The organism is Actinosynnema sp. NPDC037264 (assembly GCF_055603705.1).
This window is the reverse complement of the sequence record NZ_JBVJVK010000079.1, coordinates 1-18,915: the sequence shown is the minus strand read 5'-3', so window position 1 is coordinate 18,915 and position 18,915 is coordinate 1. Positions and strand designations below refer to the sequence as shown.

General features: G+C 72.2%; 14 protein-coding genes. 8 read left to right on the top strand and 6 right to left on the bottom strand.

Annotated elements, in window-relative coordinates:
* Position 1: 1 nt before the first annotated feature.
* Together ACZ7GX_RS41400 and ACZ7GX_RS41395 are read right to left on the bottom strand one after the other, a co-directional pair.
* Positions 2 to 3,724 carry a nitrate reductase subunit alpha gene (locus ACZ7GX_RS41400; protein ID WP_498785594.1) on the bottom strand — a complete coding sequence of 1,241 codons (3,723 nt, stop codon included), beginning with the start codon at positions 3,722 to 3,724 and terminating at the stop codon, positions 2 to 4.
* A gap of 669 nt (positions 3,725 to 4,393) precedes the next feature.
* The gene (locus tag ACZ7GX_RS41395) at positions 4,394 to 4,537 is read right to left on the bottom strand and encodes a hypothetical protein (protein WP_498785556.1); all 144 of its coding nucleotides are present in this window, start codon (positions 4,535 to 4,537) and stop codon (positions 4,394 to 4,396) included.
* 654 nt (positions 4,538 to 5,191) lie between these two features.
* Between ACZ7GX_RS41395 and ACZ7GX_RS41390 the strand changes: the two genes are divergently transcribed.
* Positions 5,192 to 5,737 carry a histidine kinase gene (locus ACZ7GX_RS41390; RefSeq protein WP_498785592.1) on the top strand — a complete coding sequence of 182 codons (546 nt, stop codon included), beginning with the start codon at positions 5,192 to 5,194 and terminating at the stop codon, positions 5,735 to 5,737.
* Here ACZ7GX_RS41390 and ACZ7GX_RS41385 read toward each other — a convergent pair.
* From ACZ7GX_RS41385 to ACZ7GX_RS41375, 3 genes are all read right to left on the bottom strand, one after another.
* On the bottom strand, positions 5,734 to 6,231 hold the full coding sequence (locus tag ACZ7GX_RS41385) for a hemerythrin domain-containing protein (RefSeq protein ID WP_498785554.1): 498 nt from the start codon (positions 6,229 to 6,231) through the stop codon (positions 5,734 to 5,736). The genes ACZ7GX_RS41390 and ACZ7GX_RS41385 overlap by 4 nt on opposite strands.
* A 3-nt stretch (positions 6,232 to 6,234) precedes the next feature.
* Entirely contained in the window at positions 6,235 to 7,389 is a 1,155-nt protein-coding gene (locus ACZ7GX_RS41380; RefSeq protein ID WP_498785552.1) for an MFS transporter, read from the bottom strand.
* 760 nt (positions 7,390 to 8,149) lie between these two features.
* Entirely contained in the window at positions 8,150 to 8,584 is a 435-nt protein-coding gene (locus ACZ7GX_RS41375) for a universal stress protein (protein WP_498785550.1), read from the bottom strand.
* 207 nt (positions 8,585 to 8,791) lie between these two features.
* Here ACZ7GX_RS41375 and ACZ7GX_RS41370 point away from each other — a divergent pair, with 207 nt between their 5' ends.
* The 6 genes from ACZ7GX_RS41370 to ACZ7GX_RS41345 are packed head-to-tail and all read left to right on the top strand — an operon-like array spanning position 8,792 to position 15,898.
* Positions 8,792 to 9,268 (top strand): universal stress protein, encoded by a 477-nt coding sequence (locus tag ACZ7GX_RS41370; RefSeq protein ID WP_498785548.1) that lies wholly within the window; start codon positions 8,792 to 8,794, stop codon positions 9,266 to 9,268.
* Positions 9,265 to 11,892, top strand: coding sequence for a bifunctional acetate--CoA ligase family protein/GNAT family N-acetyltransferase (locus ACZ7GX_RS41365; protein ID WP_498785546.1), 2,628 nt, complete (start codon positions 9,265 to 9,267; stop codon positions 11,890 to 11,892). Before ACZ7GX_RS41370 ends, ACZ7GX_RS41365 begins: the two co-directional genes overlap by 4 nt.
* Entirely contained in the window at positions 11,889 to 12,311 is a 423-nt protein-coding gene (locus ACZ7GX_RS41360) for an OsmC family protein (protein WP_498785544.1), read from the top strand. Before ACZ7GX_RS41365 ends, ACZ7GX_RS41360 begins: the two co-directional genes overlap by 4 nt.
* Entirely contained in the window at positions 12,308 to 12,781 is a 474-nt protein-coding gene (locus ACZ7GX_RS41355) for a universal stress protein (RefSeq protein ID WP_498785542.1), read from the top strand. Before ACZ7GX_RS41360 ends, ACZ7GX_RS41355 begins: the two co-directional genes overlap by 4 nt.
* Positions 12,778 to 13,401, top strand: a complete 624-nt coding sequence (locus ACZ7GX_RS41350; protein WP_498785540.1) for a CBS domain-containing protein — start codon at positions 12,778 to 12,780, stop codon at positions 13,399 to 13,401. Before ACZ7GX_RS41355 ends, ACZ7GX_RS41350 begins: the two co-directional genes overlap by 4 nt.
* Entirely contained in the window at positions 13,382 to 15,898 is a 2,517-nt protein-coding gene (locus ACZ7GX_RS41345) for an HAD-IC family P-type ATPase (RefSeq protein ID WP_498785538.1), read from the top strand. Before ACZ7GX_RS41350 ends, ACZ7GX_RS41345 begins: the two co-directional genes overlap by 20 nt.
* Positions 15,899 to 15,955: 57 nt before the next feature.
* Here the strand turns inward: ACZ7GX_RS41345 and ACZ7GX_RS41340 are convergent, their stop codons facing one another.
* The gene (locus tag ACZ7GX_RS41340) at positions 15,956 to 16,252 is read right to left on the bottom strand and encodes an HPF/RaiA family ribosome-associated protein (protein ID WP_498785536.1); all 297 of its coding nucleotides are present in this window, start codon (positions 16,250 to 16,252) and stop codon (positions 15,956 to 15,958) included.
* 138 nt (positions 16,253 to 16,390) lie between these two features.
* Between ACZ7GX_RS41340 and ACZ7GX_RS41335 the strand changes: the two genes are divergently transcribed.
* A complete protein-coding gene (locus ACZ7GX_RS41335) occupies positions 16,391 to 18,757 on the top strand; it encodes a phosphoketolase family protein (protein WP_498785534.1) in 2,367 nt (788 codons plus the stop codon).
* Positions 18,758 to 18,915 lie beyond the last annotated feature (158 nt).

The following is an 18,915-nucleotide window of genomic DNA, read 5'->3' as shown; positions in this document are numbered from 1 at the left end:
GTCAGTACTCCACTTCCTGGGTGCGGCGGCGGATCACGGTGATCTCGTCGCGCTGGCTGCCGATGGGGCCGTAGTAGTTGAAGGCGTAGGTCATCTGGGCGTGGCCGCCTGCGAGGTGCGTCGGCTTGACGAGCAGCCGGGTCATCGAGTTGTGGTAGCCGCCGCGCCTGCCCTTGCCCTTGCCCCCGGTCTCGGTCTTGGGCACGTTCACGGTGCGTTCCGGCGAGTGGTACTGGAACACCGTGCCCTCCGGCATCCGGTGGCTGACCACGGCGCGGGCCACGATCACGCCGTTGCGGTTGACGGCCTCGACCCAGTCGTTGTCGGCGACACCGATCTTGGCGGCGTCCTGGACGCTCATCCAGATCACCGGACCGCCTCGTGAGAGCGCGAGCATCAGCTCGTTGTCGTGGTACATGGAGTGGATCGACCACTTCGCGTGCGGGGTGAGGAACCGGACGGTGACACCGCCGTCGGCCACGTCGCCGGGCTTGCCGAAGTGCCGCGCCATGTTCAGCGGCGGTCGGTAGCCGGGAAGGTGCTCGCCCAGCTCGGCGACCCAGTCGTGCTCGACGAAGAAGTGCTGCCTGCCGGTGAGGGTGTGCCAGGGCTTGAGGCGTTCGACGTTGATGGTGAACGGCGAGTACCGGCGCCCGCCGGTCTCCGAGCCGGACCACTCCGGGCTGGTGATCACCGGTTGCGGCGCCTGCTGCGTGGCCGCGTAGGTGACGTGGTCGGTCTCGTGGCCTTCGACCAGGTCGGTGAACCGCTGTCCGGTGCGCTTCTCCAGTTGCCGGAAGCCTTCGCGCGCGACGCGGCCGTTCGTCGTGCCGGACAGGGCGAGGATGGCCTCGCACATCCGGTCCGCCGTGGACAGTGACGGCCTGCCTGCGAGCGGGCCGTCGGGCACGACGCCGTTCTGGTGGCGCAGGTACTCGAGTTCCGCGGTGACGTCGACCGTGATGCCCTTGGTCGTGGTGCCGAGCTTGTCCAGCAGCGAGCCGACCGCGCGCATCTTCGCGCCGATGAGGGTGTAGTCGCGCTCGACCTCGACCAGCTTCGGCATGGTCACGCCCGGCACCGGCTCGCACTCGCCGCGCTTCCAGTCCCGCACCCGGCCCGACGGCGTCGCCAGCTCGTCGGGGGTGTCGTGCTGCAGCGGCGCGGCCAGCACGTCGCGGCGGGTCCCGAGGTGGGCGACGGCCAGCTCGCTGACCTTGTCGGCGATCGCGAGGAATGCGTCGTAGTCGGTGCGCACCTCGGTGGGCGGGGCGACCGCGGGGGAGAAGGCGTGCACGAACGGGTGCATGTCGGTGGTGGAGATGTCGTGCTTCTCGTACCAGGTGGCCGTGGGCAGCACGACGTCGGAGTGCAGGCCGGTGTTGGTCATCCGGAAGTCGATCGCGGTGAGCAGGTCGAGCTTCCCGGTCGGCGCCGCGTCCCGCCACGCCACGTCCCGTGGCCGCTCGCCCGGCCCGCACTCTTCCGCCGATGCGAGTGAGTCCACGCCGAGCAGGTGCTTCATGAAGAACTCGTTGCCCTTGCCGGACGAACCGAGCAGGTTGGCCCGCCACAACGTCAGGCAGCGGGGGAAGTTCGCGGGGTCGTCGGGGTCGTCGGCGACGGCCTTGAGGCGCCCGGCGCGCAGCTCGGCGACGATGTGCTCGGCCGTGCTCACACCCGCGGCGGCGGCCTCGTCGGTGAGGTCGAGCGGGTTGCGGTCGAACGCCGGGTGGCCCGGTGACCAGCCCATCCGCTGGGCGGCCGCGACGGTGTCGGCGAAGGTCATGCCCGCCAGCAGGCCCTGCCCCAACGGGGACGCCAGCTCGTCGGCGGGCACCTTCTCGTAGCGCCACTGGTCGGTGTGCAGGTACCAGAACGGGGTGCTGGCCTGGTGGCGCATCGGGCGCTGCCAGTCGAAGGCGAAGCTCATGTGTTGCTGCCCGGTGATCGGCCGGGCCTTCTCCTGACCGACGTAGTGCGCCCAGCCACCGCCGTTGACGCCCTGGCAGCCGGTGAGGGTGACCAGCGCGATGAACGCGCGGTAGGTCATGTCGGAGTGGAACCACTGGTTCGCGCCGGCGCCCAGCGCGATCAGGGAGCGACCGCGGCTGCGTTCGGCGTTGCGGGCGAACTCGCGCCCGATCCTGGCTGCCAGCGCGGCGGGCACACCGGTGATCCGCTCCTGCCAGGCCGGGGTGTGCGGGGATTCCGCGTCGTCGTAACCGGCGGGCCACTCGCCGGGCAGGTCACCGTCCCGGCCACGGCGCAGCACGCCGTACTGGGCCATGAGGAGGTCGAAGACGCCGGTGACGAGCTGGTCGCCGACGCGCGTCACCGGGACGCCGCGGCGCATGGTGGCCCCGCCCTCCGTCTCGCCGATGTCGAACCGGGCGAGGTCGACCGCGACCTGCCCGGTGGCGTGGTCGAGCACGCCGAGCGCGGGCACGACGTCGCCGAGGTCGAGGTTCCACCGCCCCTCGCCCTCGGGGCCGTACCGGAACCCCAGCGACCCGCCCGGCACCACCGGTTCGCCGGACGCGCCGTCGAGCAGGACCGTCTTGTGCCGGGCGCCGGGGCCGTCGTCGCCGAGGTCCGCGGCGGTGAGGAACCGGTCGGCGACGTACACGCCCGGCTCCCGCTCCCGCAACGTGACCAGGAACGGCAGGTCCGTGTAGGACCGCACGTAGTCGGTGAAGTAGGGCACCTGCCGGTTCGCGAAGAACTCGGTGAGCACCACGTGACCCATGGCCATCGCCAGCGCCCCGTCGGTGCCAGGGTGCGGGGCCAGCCAGTCGTCGGCGAACTTCACGTTGTCGGCGTAGTCGGGACTGACCGCGACGACCTTGGTCCCCCGGTAGCGGGCCTCGGCGAGGAAGTGCGCGTCCGGCGTCCGGGTGACCGGGATGTTGGAACCCCACATGACCAGGTAGGTGGCATTCCACCAATCGGCGGCCTCGGGGACGTCGGTCTGGTCGCCCCAGACCTGGGGTGAGGCGATCGGCAGATCGGCGTACCAGTCGTAGAACGACAGCAACGTGCCGCCCATCAGCGCGTGGTAGCGGGTGCCCGCCGCGAAGGACGCCATCGACATCGCGGGGATCGGGGAGAACCCGACGACGCGGTCGGGCCCGTAGGTCTTGGTGGTGTGCACGTGCGCGGCGGCGACCATGGTGGTCACCTCGTCCCAGGAGGCGCGCACGAACCCGCCGCGGCCGCGCTGGCCCTTGTAGGCAGCCGCCTTGCGGGGGTCCTCGACGATGTCGGCCCACGCCGCGACGGGGTCGCCGAACCGCGCGAGACCGGCGCGGAACATGGTGATCAGGGAACCACGCACGTAGGGATGCCGCACCCGGGAGGGCGAGTACTCGTACCAGGAGAAGGACGCGCCGCGAGGGCAGCCGCGCGGTTCGTAGTCCGGGCTGTCCGGACCCGTGGTCGGGTAGTCGGTCGCCTGGTGCTCCCAGGTGATCAGGTCGTCCTTGACGAAGACGTTCCAGGAGCACGAGCCGGTGCAGTTCACGCCGTGGGTGGAACGCACGACGCGGTCGTAGCTCCACCGGTCGCGGTAGAACGACTCCCAGGCTCCGGAGTCGATCTGGTGCAGGGTCCGCCCGTGATCGCCGACCGTCTCCCCGGTCAGGAAGCGCCGGACGCCGAGCAGTGCGCCGTGGCCGGGAACGTGATCGTTCCCAAGCCCTGCGGGGTCGGGGAGGGGGGACACGGTCACACAGCTCCTTAGAGTGGATCCTGCTGGACGACACCCGAGTTCGGACACCAGAACCACGAAGGTGGGGGACCGGTCAGGCATCACCAAGGATCATCGGGAGTCGCCGGCCGCTCACCAGTCGAACGTCCCGGGTCGCGGTGACGTTCGTCCCTTGAGAGCTCGCAACCGCTCACCCGGGCACCACCTGCCGGACCGGGGCATGACCACCGGCGGGCCGCGCGGGCGACAGGAGGTCCGTTCCGAACCGGCGGCACAACGCGTCGTGCCTTCGGACGGCCGGCGGTGGTCGCCGCCGAGAACAACGGTGTGCGTGCCGTCGAGCCGGAGCAGACCGCGTTCACTGGGAAGAGTTCCGCGGGTCTCGCCGACGACGGCCGGCATTCCTGGCGGGTCGCTGCCTCGGCCGGCGCTGGAGGAGAGGACTCACGCATCGCGAGCGGACCCCGCCGAGACTCGCCGTGCGACTCCAGCCCGTGCCGAGAAGGCCGCCTGCGCCTGCCCACTGCGCCGAGGCCTTCACCACGGGACCTCCGGCCCGGGGATGCCGCGGTGGCGGCGTGGGCCGCTGCCACCGCAAGAGGAACGTCGATGTGCGACTGCGTGACGAGGCGGGCACACCGGACGGTCTGGGGAAACGCAGGGCCGGACGGACGCCCGGCCCGATCAGGCCGGGGCGACGTTCAACGGCGGGTGCAGGCGCCGCCCGGTCAACTTCGCGCCACCGGCGACGCGGATTACCACCTGCTCGCGGTGCGTGCGGGAGTTGACCGGCCGCACCGCGAGCGTGGCGTCCTCAGTGGAGACCAAGCGCCCCAAGCGAACCGACCTGAGCAGCTCCATGCACCGGGTCACGGTCGAGGACCTCGAGTTGCTGTCGATCCGGCACGGCGGCCGCAGGTGGCTCCGGGGTAACAGTCACCCCTCCAGGATGCGCGGCGCCTGCTACCGGACAGGGTCGAGAATCCCGGGTCTGCAAGGCGCGACGGCACCGAACGCGTTCCGGTGCGTCGGCGGTCACAGCGAGCGACGCGCCGACGTTGGTCGCGGTTGCGCGATGGACCGCCATGATGGAGCGCACCGACACCGACGACTTCCTGCGCCTGATCGCCGACCGGGTTCACACCATCGCGCACGCGGACCTCGCCGCCGTCGTGCTCCCGAAGGACGAGCCGGGAGCGCTGGCCGTGCACGCCGCCGCCGGTGGCGACACGGCGAACCTTCCGGGACGGGAGCTGCCTGCCGACGGTTCGCTGTGCGGGCACGTCATGGCCCGTGCCCGAGCGCTCCTCGGTGACGACGTCGGAACCGACGAGCGCGGCGGCACGCCCGCCTCGACGTGGACCGCCGGGCTCGGTCCCGGCATGACCGCCCCGCTCGGGGCGCCTGGCCGGGCCGCCGACCGGGGTGCCGCTGGTCGCGAACAACCCCGGCCGACGCGGCTTCCACCAGGGCGACTTGGACGTGCTCGCCGCGTTTTCCGCCCAGGCGGCGCCGGCGCAGCGGCTCGCCCAGCACCGCGCCCACACCGAGGAGCTACACCTGCTGGAAGAACGCGACCGCATCGCCCGCGAGCTGCACGATCACGTGATCCAAGAGGTCTTCGCCGCCGGCCCGTCGCTGAGCAACATCGCCTCCACCGCCTCCGTCGACCAGAAAGCCCGGATGGTGGCCACCGTCCGCGAACTCGACCAGGTGATTCGCGACATCCGCGGAACCATCTTCGACCTGCACTCCCCGCCCGCACCGAAGAGCGAAGCCGCTCCCGGCCTGCGCCGGGCGCTGACCGAGATCGTCCGCACCACCACGGCAACCGTCCAGGTCACCGCCACCCCCGTCGCCGTCACCGCCCGCATCGAGGACGACGGCGACGGTATCGGCGACACCACAGCACCGTCCTGCTCACCGTCGCACTCCGCTGAGCGAACCCGCCGTGCGCGCGGGAGGATCGCTCGGTCCGCTTTCTCGGCCCGCGTGGCGGGCGACGGGGATGTGGACGCAGGGCGCTAACGAGGCGCCGTCCGGTCCGGTGTGGTCGAGCGGCCACCGGCACCGCGTGTGACGCGGTCGCGCACCGCCTGGACCGCTTCCCAGTCGTCGGTGCCGAGCCTGCTCAATGCGGCGGGGAACACGCCGTCCTGCTCGGCCAGGATGTGCTCGCGCAGCAAGTCCAGCGCGGCGGCCAAGCGGGTCGGCCACGTCGGGTCGGAGGGAACGCTCGCGCCGGCCTCGGCGAGCACCGCCTCGACGTGGCGGTGCTCGGACACCAGATCGGTGACGTGGTCGGGGAACTCGTCGGCCAGCGGCGGGAACAGGCCCTGTTCCTCCACCACCACGTGCGGCCCGAGCACGAGCGCCATCCGCCGCGCGACCGCGGCCATTCCGGCCACGTCGCCCCGTTCCCCCGCCGCGCGCACTTCACCGATCATGGTCACCACGTCGTCGTGCTCGCGGGTCAACTCGTCGAGCGCGGATACCGCCTCGCAACCGCAGTACTGGCACACGGCTCAACCCTTCTTCGTAGCGCGGTGGACGACCGTCGCGGTGAACAGCAGCGCCGAGCCCGCCACGGCGGCCAGCGCCACCAACCCCAGCGCGTAGGACGACACCGCGCCGTACAGCGCGCCCATCACCAGCGGCGGCACGAAACCGCCCAGACCACCCGCGGCGCCGACCACGCCGGTGACCGACCCGACCCGGTTCGCCGGCACCAGCAGTGCCACCAGCGCGAACACCGCCCCGCTGCCGGCACCCAGCGCGGCGGCCATGGACAGGAACGCGATCGTGCCCCACGGCACCAGTGCGGGCGTGAACGACTGGAGCACCGCGCCGGCGGTCACCACGCCGAGCGAGCCGGCCAGCACCCGCACCGGGCCGAACCGGTCCGACAGCCACCCGCCCAGCGGTCGCATCACGACCGCGAGCAGCACGAACCCGGCCATGCGGTTGGCCGCGTCGGACTGGGTCAGGCCGTAGGCGGTCCTGAGGTAGGCGGGCAGGTAGACCGAGAACGCCACGTAGCCGCCGAAGGCCACCGCGTACAGCGCCGAGGCGTGCCAGGTCACAGACAGGCGGAGGGTGCCCCCGAGCCGACGCGCCAGCGACTCGGTGGGGATCACCCGATCAGGGGCGTCGCGCAGCACCAAGGCCGCGATCACCGCGTACACCGCCAGCACCGCGGCGGTGACGGTGAACGGCGTCGCGATGCCGTCCGCGTCCACCAGCGGGACGGTGGTCAGCGCGCTGATCGCCGTGCCGCCCATGCCCGCGCCGAACACGCCGATCGCCAGTCCGCGCCGCCGCGGCGGGAACCAGGAGTTGACGAACGGCACTCCGACGGCGAAGGTCGTGCCGCCGATGCCGAGGAAGAAGCCGCCGATCAGCAGCGCCGGCAGCGAGGAGTGTCCCCAGACGCCGAGGAACAGCACCGGCACGATGGTCACCCCCGACACCAGCGGGAACATCACCCGCCCACCGAACCGGTCGGTCAGCGCCCCGACCGGGATGCGCCCGACGGAGCCGACCACCACCGGCACCGCCACCAGCAACGCCTGCTGGAACGCGCTGAGCCCGAGCGAGTCCTTGAACAGCGGCCCGAGCGGGCTGAGCAACGCCCACGCCCAGAAGTTCACCACGAACCCGAGGGTGGCCACGGTCAACATCAGCGCGCGACGACCGGCCGTGGCCGTGTCGCGCCCCGTGATCGGCGGTGACGTGCGGATTCCCGCAGGAGGTGACCCCTCGGTCGAATGTGTCGTCGTCTTCGTCGTCACCTTGGACTACCCCGTTCGCACGTCCGCGCCCGACCATTGCGGGCATCGAGACCAGGATGCGCGCGCGGGTGGGCCACTCCCAGGGATGAAGGTCCTGGGTGCGCAAGGGCCGTGGCCACTCCCGGACCGGGACCTCCGACAGCGGCGACAGCGGCGGATGACTCCTGACGCCCGCGATGGCGGACCGATCGGGAGGCGAGAGCGTGCGACGAGGCGGCATCGGTGTCCGAGTGCCCGAGCGTGCGACGGGGGAGCGGCCCTTCCTAGTGATCCGGGAGGCGACGCAGGCGCCGGCCCACTACGCCGACACCCCGGTGCGCACCGGGAACCAGGCGCGGGCGTACTCGATGGTGATCGCCGTTGACACCGCCAAGGCGACCGGCGGCCGCACCTACTCCGAGATCGCGGCCGACTGCGTGGCGCGCGGGTGCGAGGACGGACGGTGCTGGAGATCCGGGCCTCGATCTTCGACCTCCAGGCGAGCGCCGACCCACCGGGTCTGCGCCGACGGCTGTTGGACCTGGTCACGCCCCGTGCCCGCTGGCGGTGGTCCGCCCGACCACGGCTGAGTGAGGAACGCAGGAGCCGGCGACAAGGGGACCGGTCGCTTGACCGGTCCCCTTGTCGCGTGAACGCGCCCGTGCGGGAGTCAGGTCCGGGCGGGCGGCACAACCACCACGGGGCACGTCGCGTGACGCAGGCAGTCCGCCGCCACGCTGCCCAGGACCAGCTCGGCGAGCCTGCTGTGCCCGTGGGTGCCGACCACGAGCAGGTCCGCCTGCCGGGACGCTTGAGCCAGCGCGGTGCCCGCGTCACCGGTGATGGTCACCTCGGCGACCGGCGGCGCGCCCGGCACGGTCGCACGGACGTCCCGCACGATCGCGTGGAGCTCGCGCGCCGGGTGCCGGTGGCCAGGGGTGTCGGCGTGCGGGTGCACGCCCATCGACGTCGCCGCCACGAACTCCGGTTCGCGCAGCCACGCCATCGTCGCTTCGACGGTGTCACCGGTCTTCACCGCTTGCGCCAGCGCCCAGCGCAGCGCCGCACGGCTCGCCGGCGAGCCGTCCACACCAACCAGGATCATGGCCTTCTCCTCTCCGTTCACCTGGAGCGTTCGCCCTGCGCCGGCCTGACCGACAGGGGCTTAAGCCACCACCCGTCGGGGCCGATGCGCACCACCGCCCACCCCGCACCGCCTTCAGGGTCGAAGGTCCCGGAGCTGACGGGACCGCGGCCACTGACCAGGCCGTTCCCGCGTCGGGAGGCTGGGAGCGACACCCGAGGAGGGGACATGGACGAGACGATCGTGGTGGGCGTGGACGGCTCACCGGTCAGCCGGACCGCGCTGGGCTGGGCGGTCGAGGAGGCGAAGCTGCGCGGCTGCGCGGTCGAGGCGGTCCTCGCCTGGCACGTGGACCACGCCATGGTGATCGGGCCGATGTCGGCGACCGTCGCCGCCATGATGGACCGCGACAAGCTGCGCGAGGAGCACCAGCACGTGCTCGACGAGGTCGTGGCGGAGGCCGGTGGCGACGTCCGCGCGGTGCTCGCCGAGGGCGACGCCCGCGACGTGCTGACCAAGGCGTCCGAGCACGCGGCGCTGCTCGTGGTCGGCAGCAGGGGAGCGGGACCCATCCGCGGTGCCCTGCTCGGTTCGGTCAGCTCCTACTGCGTGCACCACGCCACCTGCCCCGTGGTGGTCTTGCGCGCGCCCAAGCCGGAGCACGTCGACCCGAAGCCCGTCATCACGCCGGGACCGCTGCTGTGACCGCCGCGCTGAACGTCGACCGGGCGTTGCTGGCGGACGGGTCGGTGGTGGCGGTGCGCGAGCTGGGCCCGGCCGACGCGGACGCCCTGCTCGCGCTGCACCGCGACCTGCCGGTGGACGACCGCTACCTGCGGTTCTTCAGCGCCGCGCCCCGCCACCTGGACGAGTTCGTCGTTCGGCTGACGTCACCGGGGGAGCCGCTGCACGTGGTGATCGGGGCGCTCGACTCGGACGTGCTGGTGGGTGCCGCGAGCTACGTCCTGCTGGACGACGACACGGCCGAGGTGGCGCTGGTGGTGGCGCACGACCGGCAGTCCCACGGCGTCGGCACGCTGCTGCTGGAACACCTTGTCTCACTGGCCAGGCGGCGTGGCGTGCGGCGGTTCCGCGCGGACGTGCTCGCGGTGAACTCGAAGATGTTGCGGGTCTTCGCCGACCTCGGTCTGGTGTGGACGTCCGCAGCGGCCGACGGCGAGGTGCGCGTCGACCTCGGTCTCGACCCCGGTGAGCGGTACTTGGAGGCCGTCGCCGACCGCGAGCAGGCCGCCGACGTGGCCAGCCTGCGCGCGGTCCTCGAGCCCGCCTCGGTCGTCGTGGTCGGCGCGAGCCGCAAGTCGTCCTCCGTGGGCAACGCGGTGCTGGCCAACCTGCTCGACGGCGGCTACGCCGGAGCCCTGTACGCGGTGAACCCGCACGCCCGGCGGGTGTTGGGGGTGAAGTGCCACCCGAGGGTGACCGACCTGCCCGAGGCGCCCGAGCTGGCGGTGGTGTGCGTGCCCGCCGAGGCGGTCGCGCGGGTCGCCGAGGACTGCGGTCGGCGTGGGGTGAAGGCGTTGGTCGTGATCACCTCCGGCGTCGATCCCGACGGACTGCTGGAGGTCGTGCGGCGGCACGGCATGCGCATGGTCGGCCCGAACTGCGTGGGCGTGTCCAGCACGGACCCGGACGTGAGGCTGGACGCGACCTTCACCCGCGACCGGACGGAACCGGGTGGGATCGGCCTGGTCACCCAGTCCGGTGGTGTCGCGATCGCCGCGGCCGAGCGGCTGCGGCGGCTGGGTCTGGGCACCTCGCAGCTGGTCTCGACCGGGGACAAGTACGACGTGTCCGGCAACGACCTGCTGCTGTGGTGGGAGCGCGACGAGCGGACCCGGGCGGTGGCGCTGTACCTGGAGTCGTTCGGCAACCCGCGCAAGTTCTCGCGCCTGGCCCGACGGGTGGCGCGCCGCAAGCCGGTGCTGGCGATCCGGGCCGCGAGCAGCGAGGCCGGTCAGCGTGCCGCCGCCTCCCACACCGCCTCGACCGCGACCCCGGCGGTAACCCGGGACGCGCTGTTCCGGCAGGCGGGCGTGATCGCGGTGGACGGCGTCGGCGAGATGGTCGACGTGCTGGCCGCGCTGCACGCCACGCCGCTGCCCGCCGGTCGCGGTGTGGCCGTGCTGGGCAACGCGGGCGGGCTGGGTGTGCTGGCCGCGGACGCCTGCGTCCACCACGGGCTGACCATCGCCGACCTGGGCCCGGGCACGGTCGAGGCGCTCACGTCGTTGCTTCCCGGCACCGCGAGCCCGCACAACCCGGTCGACACGACGGCGGTCGTGGACGACGCGACGTTCGCCCGTTGCCTCGACGCCCTGGTCGCCGACCCGGCGGTGGACGCGGTCATCGCGGTCACCGTGCCCACCTCGTTGGGCGACCCGGCGGGCGGCATCCACCGCACGGCCATGCCGGTGCTAGCGGTGAGCGCCGACCAGGACGGGTCGGTGTCGCTGCGCGCCGACGGTATCGCCTGCTACGCCGAACCCGCCCGCGCCGCCGCCGTGCTGGCCGCGCTGGTCGAGCGCGCAGCGTGGTTGCGCCGTCCGCCGCCGGGGCCGACCGAGCTGCCTGGGACCGACCTGCCGACTGCCCGAGCCGTCGTCGCCGAGCACCTCACCGCCGAGCCCGGAGGCGGCTGGCTGGAACCCGACCAGGTGGTGCGCCTGCTGACCGCGTTCGGGCTGCCCGTTCTCGGCGGCGTGCTGGTGCCTGATGCCGAATCGGCGGTGGCGGCGCAGCAGTCCTTCGGCGGGCCGGTCGTGCTCAAGGCCGTGGCACGCGGGCTGCTGCACAAGAGCGAGGGCGGCGGTGTGCTGCTCGACCTGGCCGGCGAGGACGCCGTGACCTACGGCTTCGAGTCGCTGCGCGAGCGGTTCGGCGATCGGTTGCACGGCGTGTTCGTGCAGCCCATGGCCGAGCGGGGGCGTGAGCTGATCGTCGGCGTGGTGACCGATCCCCAGTTCGGGCCGCTCGTGGTGACCGGTCTGGGTGGGGTGGACACCGACCTGGTGGACGACCGCGCCGCCGCGCTCGCGCCGTTGTCGGAGGCGGACGTGGACGACCTGCTGCACGGCTTCCGCGCCGCACGCCGGGTGTTCGCCGACTACGACGAGGCGGCTGTGCGGGACGTGCTGCTGCGGGTCGGCCGACTGGCCGAACTCGTCCCGGAGATCGCCGAGCTCGACCTCAACCCGCTCGTCCTGACCGACCACCGCGCGCTGGCCGTGGACGCGAGGGTGCGCGTCGCGCCCGCCCAGCCGGTCGACCCGTTCCTGCGCCGGCTCCGCGACCCGAGGAGGACGCCATGACCGTCATCGCCACCGCCCCGGTCGAGGTGACCTACGAGTCCGGTGAGGAGTACGTGGTCCGGCTGCGTGATCACCGGGTCCGCACCGACCAACCGGCGGCGTCCGGCGGCCACGACCTGGGCCCGAGCCCGGTCGAGATGCTGGTCGCGTCGATGGCCGCCTGCACCGCCTTCTACGCGGGCCGGTTCCTCGACCGCCACGGCCGATCGCGCCAAGGCCTGGCGGTGACCGCCGAGTACCGGACGGCGTCCGACCCGCTCGACCGCGTCGCCGAGGTGTGGCTGACCGTGCGCGTGCCGTCCGGGCTGTCCGAGCGGCACAAGACCGCCCTGCTGGCCGTGGTCCAGCACTGCACCGTCCACAACACGCTCCGGCGAGCGCCGGAGATCGTCATCGAGTTGAACGAGGTGAAGTCATGAACGCAGGTCCGATCGTGGTCGGCATCGACGGCACCCCCGCGGGTGACCGCGCGCTGCGCTGGGCCATGGACGAGGCGGTGCAGCGCGAGCTTCCGCTGCACGTGGTCAACGCCTACGCCTACGAGCCGTTGGCCGACTGGGCGATGACGTCCGAGCAGGACGCGCGGGTCCGGTCGGAGGCGCTGGTCGAGGACGCGCTGCGCGCCGCCTCCGTGGGCAGGCTGGGGTTCCCGCGGATCATCCGGCACTGCGTGCGCGGACCGGCCGCCGAGGCGCTGGAAGCACAGGCGCGGGGCGCGTCGATGCTGGTGGTGGCCTCGCACAGCGGCAGCCGGCTGCGGCGCGTCCTGTTGGGCAGCACCAGCGCGCACTGCGTGCGGCACGCGACCGTGCCCGTGGTCGTCCTTCCTCCGAACGACGAGCGGCACGATGGGGTCGAGGTCCGCGCGGGACAGGAGGCCGGGCGATGAGGGTCCGCGACCTCATGACGCGCGAGGTGGTGACCGTCTCGCCCGAGACGCCGGCGCGTGACGCCGTGGCGCTGCTGGCCACCAAGGGGTTCACCGCCCTGCCGGTGGTCGACGGAGCCGGCACCCTGGTCGGCGTGGTCACCGAGACCGACGCGCTGCGCGACCGGCTGCCGGTCGACCCGCGCTCGCTGGTGCACGGGCAACCGTCACGAGCGCGTCCCGTCCCGCGCAGGACGGTCGCCGACGTGATGAGCGAGCCGGTCACCGGCGCGTCGCCCGGCACGGACGTCGCGGAGCTGGCCAGGCGGATGCTGGAGCACGGCGTGCGCAGCGCGTGCGTGGTCGACGGCAAGCGGCTCGTCGGCATCGTCACCCGCCGCGACATGCTGCGGGCGATCAATCGCGACGACCGCACCCTGGCCGCCGAGGTCCGGCACCGCCTGGGCCTCTACGCCGACCCGCACCGCTGGACGGTGTCCGCGGTGGACGGCCGGGTGGCGATCGTGGACGAGCTGGACGACGAACGCGACCGGCACGTGGCCGCGGTGCTCGCGGGCGCCGTGCCGGGCGTGGTCGACGTCAGCTTCCCGGAGACCCGTCATGCCGTCGACCACGGCTGAACGCGAGGCCACGCCGCACGGCCTGCCGGTGCAGGAGGTCGTGCTGCTGGCCGAGACCGACGCCGACACCGGCCTGTCCGGCGTCGGCGCCGCCGAGCGACTGGCCTCGCTCGGACCGAACAAGCTGCCCGAACGCCGCGGCCCGGGACGTCTGCGACGGATGCTCGCCCAGTTCCACAACCCGCTGATCTACGTGCTGCTGGCCGCCGCCGCGCTGACCGCCGTGCTGGGCGAGACCGTGGACGCCTCGGTGGTGCTGGGCGTGGTGCTGGTCAACGCCATCGTCGGCTACCTGCAGGAGGTTCGCGCCGAACGCGCGCTCGACGCCCTGGAAGCCATGGTCCGCACCGAGGCCACGGTGATCCGCGACGGCACCGCCGCGCGGATCACCTCCGACGAACTCGTGCCCGGCGACCTCGTGGTGCTGGAGGAGGGCGACCAGGTGCCCGCCGACCTGCGGCTCGTGCGCACGCGCGAGCTGCGCGTGGACGAGTCCGCGTTGACCGGTGAGTCGCAGCCGTCCGCCAAGGACCCGCTGCCCGTGCCGCACGACGCCGCGCTGGCCGACCGCACCAACATGGCCTACTCCGGCACGCTGGTCACCACTGGTGGCGGGCGTGGCGTGGTGGTCGCCACCGGCGCGGACACCGAGATCGGGCAGGTCCACCGACTGGTCGGCACCACCACGACCGTGCAGACGCCGCTGACCCGCAAGCTCGCCCGGTTCAGCAAGCTGCTCACCGCCGTCATCCTCGGCCTGGCCGCGGTCACCGTCGTGATCGGCGTGCTGCGCGGCGAGCCGTTCGCCGAGATGGTGACCGCCGCCGTCGCCCTGGCCGTCGGCGCGATCCCCGAAGGGCTGCCCGCGGCGGTCACGGTGACGCTGGCCATCGGCGTCGCCCGCATGGCCCGGCGCAACGCCGTCATCCGCCGCCTGCCCGCCGTGGAGACGTTGGGCAGCACCACGGTCATCTGCACCGACAAGACCGGAACGCTCACCGCCAACGCCATGACCGTGCGCCAGGTCGTCGCCGGTGGGCAGCGCTGGGAGGTCGACGGCATCGGCTACTCGCCGCTGGGGGAGTTCCCGCCGCCGTCACCGGCCGTGCGTGACGTGCTGCTGGCGGGGCTGGCGTGCAACGACGCTCACCTGGTGCTCCAGGACGACCGGTGGACCGCCGTCGGCGACCCCACCGAGGCGGCGCTGGTCGTGTCGGCCCGCAAAGCCGGGCTGACGCCCGACGACGTGCCCGAACGGGTGGACGAGCTGCCGTTCACCTCGCAACGCCGGTTCATGGCCACCCGGCACGCCGGCGGCGTGGTCTACCTCAAGGGCGCGGTGGAGCGGATCTTCGAGTTCACCGGTTCCACCGACCACACCGAAGCCGATCAGCTCGCGCACGAGGGGATGCGCGTGCTGGCGTTCGCGCGAGCGCACGTGCCCGAAGGCAGCCCGTTGACCGAGGACGCTCTGCACGGCGCCGTGCCGCTGGGCCTGCAGGCGATGCACGACCCACCTCGACCCGAGGCCATCGAGGCGGTCCGCGCCTGCCAGGAGGCGGGCATCGAGGTCCGCATGATCACCGGCGACCACCTCGGCACCGCCCGCGCCATCGCCACCCACTTCTCCCTGCCCGACGACGCCGTGCACGCCCGCGTGTCACCCGAGGAGAAGCTGAGGCTGGTCAAGCAGATCCAGGCGGACGGGCACGTGGTCGCGATGACCGGCGACGGCGTCAACGACGCCCCGGCCCTGCGGCGCGCCGACATCGGCGTGGCAATGGGCCGCGGCGGCACCGAGGTGGCCAAGCAGGCCGCCGACATGGTGCTGACCGACGACAACTTCTCGTCCATCCGCGCCGCGGTGGAGGAGGGGCGCGCGGTCTTCGACAACCTGCGCAAGTTCATCATCTGGACCCTGCCCACCAACATGGCGGAGGGCCTGGTCATCCTCACCGCGATCCTGCTGGGCACCGCCCTGCCGATCCTGCCGGTGCAGATCCTGTGGATCAACATGACCACGGCCGTGGCGCTCGGGTTGACGCTGGCCTTCGAACCACGTGAGCCGAACGTCATGCGACGCCCGCCGCTGCCGCCGTCCCTGCCGCTGCTGACCGGGGCCCTGATGCAGCGCATCCTGCTGGTGTCGGCCGTGCTGCTGGCCGGCTCGTTCGCCGCGTTCCACCTGCACGGCGGCACGCTGGACCAGGCCCGGACGGTCGCGGTGAACGTCTTCGTGGCCGCCCAGATCGCCTACCTGTTCAACTGCCGGTCGCTGCGCGACCTCCGGCCGCGCGTCGGCTTCCGCCGCAACCCCTGGCTGGTGGTCGGCATCGCCGTCACCGCCGCCCTCCAACTGCTGTTCACCTACGCGTCGTTCATGAACACCCTGTTCCACACCGCGCCGATCGGCTGGCGTGACTGGACGGCCGTGGTGGCGCTGGCCGTCGTCGCCTACGGGGTCGTCGAAGTGGAGAAGTGGTTGCGACGCAAGTGAGCCGGTGATCCGGGAGCTGTCCAGCGCTCCCGGATCACCGGCTCCGTGACGACGGGTTCAGCGGCCCATGTCGGCGAGTTGGTGCTGCAGCTTGTCGTGCAGCAGGTCCACGGCCTCTTGGTAGGTCTCCGCGGTCGCGTCGGCGTTGACCGGCGTGCCGTTGACGTCCAGCGTCGCGTGGGCAACCAGCAGTCGCGGCCCGTCGGTGCTCAGCCGCACCTTGGCGTAGGAGATGTCGGCGGGGGCGTACTTGGCGATGGCGGCGACCTTGGCGCGGGCGTACTCGGCGGCCTCGCCGGGCAGTCCGGTGGCCAGGTCGACCCGGATGTTGACGATCTCGTGCACGTGGCTCATGCCTCCAGACTCCTCTCCGCGCCGAGCACGTCGACAGTGACCAAAGTCCCGGCCGGCAGGGACTCCCGGAACTGGGGCCGGCCCGACGGCGGAACCAGGCTGGGAACCAACACCCCCAACCCTGGTCAGGAGAGCGAGATGTCGCAGCAGCCGGAGAACACCGCGCCGGACTTGTCCTTGGTCGACGCCTACTGGCGGGCCGCGAACTACCTCTCGGCAGGGCAGATCTACCTGCTGGACAACCCGCTGCTGACCGAGCCGCTGACCCCGGAGCACATCAAGCCCCGCCTGCTCGGCCACTGGGGCACCACGCCCGGCCTGAACTTCCTCTACGCCCACCTGAACCGCGTGATCAACGACCGTTCCCAGGACGTGCTCTTCGTGACCGGGCCGGGGCACGGCGGACCGGCGCTGCTGGCCAACACGTGGCTGGAGGGTTCCTACACCGACACGCACCCGAACGTGCCGCGTGACGGCGAGGGGATGCGCAAGCTGTTCCGCCAGTTCTCCTTCCCCGGCGGCGTGCCCAGCCACGTCGCGCCGGAGGTGCCGGGGTCGATCCACGAGGGCGGTGAGCTGGGCTACTCCCTGGCGCACGCGTTCGGCGCGGCGTTCGACAACCCCGACCTGGTCGTGGCATGCGTGGTCGGCGACGGTGAGGCCGAGACCGGGCCGCTGGCGGCGAGTTGGCACGGCACCAAGTTCCTCGACCCGGCCCACGACGGCGCGGTGCTGCCGATCCTGCACCTCAACGGCTACAAGATCGCCAACCCGACGATCCTGGCGCGCATCCCGAACGAGGAGCTGGACTCGTTGCTGCGCGGCTACGGCTACGCGCCGTACTACGTGGAGGGCGACGACCCGGCCGTGCTGCACCCGCGCATGGCGGAGGTCTTCGACGAGGTGTTCGACGAGATCCGTCGCATCCAGGAGGTTGCCCGCGCGGGGGACACCGAGCGTCCCCGTTGGCCGATGATCGTGCTGCGCACCCCGAAGGGCTGGACCGGGCCGTCCGAAGTGGACGGCATGCCGGTGGAGGGCACCTGGCGCTCGCACCAGGTCCCGCTCGCCGGTGTGCGCGACAACCCCGACCACCTCCGGCAGCTGGAAGCGTGGCTGCGCTCCTACCGCCCCGAGGAGCTGTTCGACACCGACGGCCGGCCGCGACCCGAGCTGCTCGCGCTCGCCCCGCGCGGTGAGCTGCGCATGGGCTCGATGCCGCATGCCAACGGCGGCCTGCTGCTGCGCGACCTGAGGATGCCCGGCACCACCCCGTACTCGGTGGAGGTGACCAAGCACGGCACCACCACCTCCGAGCCGACCCGCGCGCTGGGCCGGATGCTGCGGGACGTGATGACGCTCAACGAGGCTGAGAGGAACTTCCGCGTGTTCGGCCCGGACGAGACCGCGTCGAACCGGTTGGACGCGGTGTTCGAGGTGACCGCGAAGCAGTGGCTCGCGTCGAAGTTGCCCACCGACGAGCACCTGGACACCAACGGTCGGGTGGTGGAGGTGCTGTCGGAGCACCTGTGCCAGGGGTTCCTGGAGGGCTACCTGCTGACCGGGCGGCACGGGCTGTTCAACTGCTACGAGGCGTTCACCCACATCGTGGACTCGATGTTCAACCAGCACGCCAAGTGGCTCAAGACGCACCGCGAGATCGACTGGCGGCGTCCGGTGGCGTCGTTGAACTACCTGCTGTCCTCGCACGTGTGGCGGCAGGACCACAACGGCTTCTCCCACCAGGACCCGGGCTTCATCGACCACGTGATGAACAAGAAGGCCGAGGTCGTCCGCGTCTACCTGCCCGCCGACACCAACACCCTGCTGTCGGTGGCCGACCACTGCCTGCGCAGCCGCGACTACGTCAACGTCATCGTCTCGGGCAAGAACTTCACCCCCGACTGGCTCAGCCCCGAGGAAGCGGCGCTGCACTGCGCGCGTGGCGCGGGCATCTGGGAGTGGGCGGGCACGGACGACGGCCTGACCGAACCCGACGTGGTGCTGGCCTGCGCCGGCGACGCACCCACGTTGGAGGTCATGGCCGCCACCGCCCTGCTGCGCGAGCACCTGCCCGAGCTGAAGGTCCGCGTGGTCAACGTGGTCGACCTGGCCCGCCTGCAACCGGAGACCGAGCACCCGCACGGCATGCCCGACCACGAGTTCGACGCCCTGTTCACCCCCGACAAACCGGTCCTGTTCGCCTACCACGGCTACCCGTGGCTGATCCACCGCCTGACCTACCGCCGCACCAACCACCACAACATCCACGTCCGCGGCTACAAGGAAGAAGGCACCACCACCACACCCTTCGACATGCTCGTGCTCAACGACATGGACCGCTACCGGCTGGTCATCGACGTCATCGACCGCGTCCCCGGTCTGGGTGTCAAGGCCGCCGGCCTGCGCCAGCACATGCAGGACCAGCGCACCCGCCACCACGCCTACATCCGCGAGCACGGCGAGGACCTGCCCGAGATCCGCGACTGGACCTGGCCGTACTGATGGACGTGCTCGTGGTCAACGCGGGCTCGTCGAGCCTGAAGTTGTCGGTGCTGGGGGGGGGGGAAAACCGCCCCCCCCCCCCCCCCCCCCACCCCCCGGGCGGCCACCCCCCCCTCCCCCCCCGCCCCCCCCCCCCCCCCCCCCTCGGTCACCCCGTC